The 5184-nt window shown below is 73.1% G+C and carries 4 protein-coding genes; all 4 read left to right on the top strand.

What is annotated here, in order from left to right; translation table 11 throughout:
- Nucleotides 1-1117 (top strand): ubiquitin-like domain-containing protein (locus ACLU3S_RS35605; protein ID WP_413956110.1); only part of this gene is annotated, 1117 nt, incomplete at its 5' end.
- Between the two features lie 61 nt (nucleotides 1118-1178).
- Nucleotides 1179-2084, top strand: a complete 906-nt coding sequence (gene rsmA / locus ACLU3S_RS35600; protein ID WP_413956109.1) for a 16S rRNA (adenine(1518)-N(6)/adenine(1519)-N(6))-dimethyltransferase RsmA — start codon at nucleotides 1179-1181, stop codon at nucleotides 2082-2084.
- Complete coding sequence (locus tag ACLU3S_RS35595) at nucleotides 2081-2974, top strand: 4-(cytidine 5'-diphospho)-2-C-methyl-D-erythritol kinase (RefSeq protein ID WP_413956108.1); 894 nt, start codon at nucleotides 2081-2083, stop codon at nucleotides 2972-2974. Before rsmA ends, ACLU3S_RS35595 begins: the two co-directional genes overlap by 4 nt.
- Before the next feature lie 114 nt (nucleotides 2975-3088).
- Entirely contained in the window at nucleotides 3089-4897 is a 1809-nt protein-coding gene (locus tag ACLU3S_RS35590) for an ABC-F family ATP-binding cassette domain-containing protein (protein ID WP_413956107.1), read from the top strand.
- The last annotated feature ends 287 nt before the right edge of the window (nucleotides 4898-5184 follow it).

Genomic DNA, 5184 nt, shown 5'->3' with positions numbered 1-5184 from the left:
CCGGGGGCGCTGTGGAGAGCGCCCGGAGTCCGCCGTGCGCCGCCTGCTGCCGCAGGCCCTGGTCGTGGCCTTCCTCGCCGGCGGCACCACCGCGTTCGTCGCCAAGGACAAGGCGATCGAGCTGAGCGTCGACGGCCGCCCGCGCACCCTGCACACCTTCGCCGACGACGTGGGGGAGCTGCTCGCCGAGCAGGGCGTGCGCGTGGGCGCCCACGACATGGTCGCGCCCGCCCGCGACGCGACGCTCACCAGCGGCGACACGGTCGCGGTCCGCTACGGCCGCCCCGTGCGGCTCACCCTGGACGGCCGGCGGCACGAGGTGTGGACGACGGCCCCCACGGTGGACGAGGCGCTGCACGAGCTGGGCGTGCGCGCGGAGGGCGCGTACGTGTCCGCCTCCCGCTCCCAGGGCATCGGCCGGGCCGGACTCGACCTCGACGTGCGCACCGAACGCGCCGTCACGATCATGGCGGACGGCCGCACCCGCACCATCCGCACCAACGCGGCCACCGTCCGCGAGGCAGTCCAGGAGGCCGGCATCACCCTGCACGGACAGGACACCACCTCCGTCCCGGCCGACAGCTTCCCGCGCGACGGGCAGACGGTGACCGTGCTGCGGGTCACCGGCAGCCGGGAGGTCCGCGAGGAACCGATCCCGTTCCAGGTGGAGCGGGTCAAGGACCCCACCCTCTTCAAGGGCATCGAGGTCGTCGCCCGAAGCGGCCGGCCCGGCCTGCGGCGGACCACCTACCTGTTGCGCACGGTCAACGGAGTCCGGCAGAGGCCGCGCCGGGAGGAGTCCGAGGTGGTGCGCGAGCCGCGCAAGCAGCTGGTGAAGGTCGGCACCAAGCCGCTGCCGCCCTCCGTGCACGGCGCCGACCACCTGAACTGGCACCGGCTGGCCGCCTGCGAGTCCGGCGGACGCCCCCATGCGGTCGACCCCTCGGGCACCTACGGCGGGCTCTACCAGTTCGACACGCACACCTGGCACAGCCTCGGCGGCAGCGGACGCCCGCAGGACGCCTCGCCGGAGGAGCAGACCTTCCGCGCGAAGAAGCTGTACGTGCGCCGGGGCACGACCCCCTGGCCGCACTGCGGGGCGCGTCTGCACTCCTAGGCCAGGGGCGGGCAGCGGGCACCTGGCGAACGGGCCCACCCGGTCCCCGTACCCTTGTCCCGTGAGCAGCCCCACCCCCGACGCCCTCCTCGGCCCGGCCGACATCCGCGAGCTCGCGGCCGCGCTCGGTGTCCGTCCCACCAAGCAGCGCGGCCAGAACTTCGTGATCGACGCCAACACGGTCCGCCGTATCGTGCGCACCGCCGACGTGCGTCCCGACGACGTGGTCGTCGAGGTCGGCCCGGGGCTCGGCTCCCTCACCCTCGCGCTGCTGGAGGCCGCCGACCGGGTCACCGCCGTGGAGATCGACGACGTGCTGGCCGCCGCGCTGCCCACGACCGTCGCCGCGCGCATGCCGGAGCGCGCCGACCGGTTCGCGCTGGTCCACTCCGACGCGATGCGCGTCACCGAGCTGCCCGGCCCCGCGCCGACCGCGCTGGTGGCGAACCTCCCCTACAACGTCGCCGTGCCGGTGCTGCTGCACATGCTCGAATCCTTCCCCAGCATCGAGCGCACGCTGGTGATGGTGCAGTCCGAGGTCGCCGACCGGCTCGCCGCCGCGCCCGGCTCGAAGGTGTACGGCGTTCCCTCGGTCAAGGCCAACTGGTACGCCGACGTGAAGCGCGCCGGGGCGATCGGCCGCAACGTCTTCTGGCCCGCGCCGAACGTCGACAGCGGGCTGGTCTCCCTCGTCCGGCGGGCCGAGCCGGTCAAGACGACCGCCTCCAAGAGGGAGGTCTTCGCGGTGATCGACGCGGCCTTCGCCCAGCGCCGCAAGACCCTGCGGGCCGCGCTCTCCGGCTGGGCGGGCTCCGCGGCCGCCGCGGAGGCGGCCCTGGTCGCGGCCGGTGTCTCGCCGCAGGCGCGCGGCGAGTCGCTGACGGTGGAGGAGTTCGCACGGATCGCCGAGAACGCCGAGAACGCCGAGAACGCCGAGAACGCGGAGAACAGGGAGGCGGGCGCGTGAGCGTCACGGTACGGGTACCGGCCAAGGTCAACGTCCAGCTCGCGGTCGGCGCCGCCCGCCCCGACGGTTTCCACGACCTCGCCAACGTCTTCCTCGCGGTCGGCCTCCACGACGAGGTGACGGTGACGCCGGCGGACGGACTCCGGATCACCTGCGAGGGCCCGGACGCGGCCCAGGTCCCGCTGGACCGCACCAACCTCGCCGCCCGCGCCGCGATCGCGCTCGCCGCGCGCCGGGGCATCGAGCCGAACGTCCACATCCACATCGCCAAGGACATCCCGGTCGCCGGCGGCATGGCCGGCGGCAGCGCGGACGGCGCCGGCGCCCTGCTCGCCTGCAACACGCTGTGGGGCACGGGCGCGTCACGGGCCGAACTGCTCGCCATCTGCGCCGAGTTGGGCAGCGACGTGCCGTTCAGCCTGGTCGGCCGAGCGGCGCTCGGCATCGGGCGGGGCGAGCAGCTGACGGCCCTGGAGGTGGGCGGCACCTTCCACTGGGTGTTCGCGATGGCCGGGCGGGGGCTGTCGACGCCGGCGGTGTTCCGCGAGTTCGACCGGCTGGCCGAGGGGCGGCACGTTCCGGAGCCGGTCGCCTCCGCGGAGCTGCTTCAGGCGCTGGCGAAGGGGGACGCGGAGGCGCTGGCGGCCTCGGTCTCCAACGACCTTCAGCCCGCCGCGCTGTCCCTGTTCCCGGAACTGGCGGACACGCTGGACGCGGGGCGCGGGGCGGGCGCGCTCGCCGCGCTGGTCTCCGGGTCCGGCCCCACGACGGCGTTCCTCGTACGGGACGCCGAGGCGGCGGAGAAGGTGGCGCAGGCGCTGCGGACGTCCGGAACCTGCCGCACGGTGCGGACTGCTTCGGCTCCCGCACCGGGGGCGACGGTGGTGTGAGGGGCGGCCGGCTCAGCCCCTCGCGCCCCGTCCCCCGTCTGCGAGGGCCTACGCTAGAAGGTCGACCCACGCGGCGGAGCCGCACATCGAGACAGCCCCGCACACAGGAGTGAAATGGCCGTCAACCTGGTCAATGTCGAGAACGTCAGCAAGGTGTACGGCACCCGTGCCCTGCTGGACGGCGTCTCGCTCGGTGTGTCGGAAGGGGACCGGATCGGGGTCGTCGGGCGCAACGGCGACGGCAAGACCACCCTCGTCCGCATGCTCGCCAAGCTGGAGGAGGCCGACACCGGACGCGTCACGCACTCCGGGGGGCTGCGGCTCGGCGTGCTCACCCAGCACGACTCCCTCGACCCCGCCGCCACCGTCCGCCACGAGGTCATCGGCGACATGGCCGACCACGAGTGGGCCGGCAACGCCAAGGTCAGGGACGTGCTGACCGGGCTGTTCGGCGGGCTGGACCTGCCCGGCTTCCCCAAGGGGCTCGACACCGTCATCGGGCCGCTGTCCGGCGGCGAGCGGCGCCGGATCGCGCTGGCCAAGCTGCTCATCGAGGAACAGGACCTGATCGTCCTGGACGAGCCGACCAACCACCTCGACGTCGAGGGCATCGCCTGGCTCGCACGGCACCTGCAGAACCGGCGCTCGGCGCTGGTGTGCGTGACGCACGACCGGTGGTTCCTGGACCAGGTGTGCACGCGCATGTGGGACGTGCAGCGCGGCGACGTGTACGAGTACGAGGGCGGCTACTCCGACTACGTCTTCGCACGCGCCGAGCGCGAGCGGATCGCCGCCACCGAGGAGGCCAAGCGGCAGAACCTGGTCCGCAAGGAGCTGGCCTGGCTGCGCCGCGGCGCCCCCGCCCGTACGTCCAAGCCGCGGTTCCGGGTCGAGGCCGCCAACGAGCTGATCGCCGACGTGCCGCCGCCCCGCGACAGCTCCGAGCTGATGAAGTTCGCCTCCTCGCGGCTCGGCAAGACCGTCTTCGACCTCGAGGACGTCACCGTGCAGGCCGGGCCCAAGGTGCTGCTCAAGCACGTCACCTGGCAGCTCGGCCCCGGCGACCGGATCGGTCTCGTCGGCGTGAACGGGGCCGGCAAGACCTCGCTGCTGCGCGCCATGGCCGCCGCCGCGCGCAGCGAGGGCGAGGAGCAGCCCGCCGGCGGCCGGATCGCGGTCGGCAGGACGGTCAAACTCGCCTACCTCTCCCAGGAGGTCGCCGAGCTGAACCCCGGGCTGCGGGTGCTGGAGGCCGTCCAGCAGGTCCGCGAGCGCGTCGACCTCGGCAAGGGGCGGGAGATGACCGCCGGGCAGCTGTGCGAGACGTTCGGCTTCAACAAGGAGAAGCAGTGGACGCCCGTCGGGGACCTCTCCGGTGGTGAGCGGCGGCGGCTGCAGCTCCTGCGTCTCCTCATGGACGAGCCCAACGTCCTCTTCCTGGACGAGCCCACCAACGACCTCGACATCGAGACCCTCACCCAGCTCGAGGACGTCCTCGACGGCTGGCCCGGCTCGATGATCGTCATCTCCCACGACCGCTTCTTCGTCGAGCGCACCACGGACCGGGTCTTCGCCCTCCTCGGCGACGGCACCCTGCGGATGCTGCCGCGCGGGATCGACGAGTACCTGGAGCGGCGGCAGAAGATGGAGGAGGCGGTCGCCGTGCGGGCCTCCGCCGCGGCGCCCAGGCCGGCCGCCACCGAGAAGAGCGCGGCCGACCAGCGCGCCGCGAAGAAGGAACTCCAGCGGATCGAGCGGCAGTTGGACAAGATCTCCGAGAAGGAGGCCGCGCTGCACACGCAGATCGCCGAGAACGCCACCGACTTCGCGAAGGTCGCCGAACTGGACGCCCAGCTCAGGGACTTGTCCGGGGAGCGCGAGGAGCTGGAGATGCGCTGGCTGGAACTGGCGGAGGACGCCTGACGGTTCGGGCCTCTCGCACGGGGGCGCGTGCGCTCCGTGAAGGGGGCGTGAAGGCGCATAACAGGGGCGTCACGGGCCGGTTCTCCCTTGGGAACAGGGGAGGGCGCGGCCCCGTTCGCCGTCGGTACCGGGTGATAGAAAGAGCCGTCTGAGAACAGTCTGAGTACGACCTTGGGTCCTTCGCGAACCTCAGGGCGTGGCTAAAAATCAGTGAACGAGGGGGAAGAGCGCTGATGACCCAGCCGCCCGACCAGCCGCCCGCGGGCGGTTTCGGAGCACCACCAAAC

It is taken from the genome of Streptomyces sp. AF1A, assembly GCF_047340315.1.
In the GTDB taxonomy this organism is placed as follows: domain Bacteria; phylum Actinomycetota; class Actinomycetes; order Streptomycetales; family Streptomycetaceae; genus Streptomyces.
The sequence above is the reverse complement of the archived record's forward strand: the minus strand, read 5'-3'. Positions and strand labels throughout refer to the sequence as shown.

What these genes read in the sequence shown, in the direction of transcription:
- ACLU3S_RS35590 (WP_413956107.1), top strand. Translation starts at nt 3,089, where the DNA reads ATGGCCGTCAACCTGGTCAATGTCGAGAACGTCAGCAAGGTGTACGGC.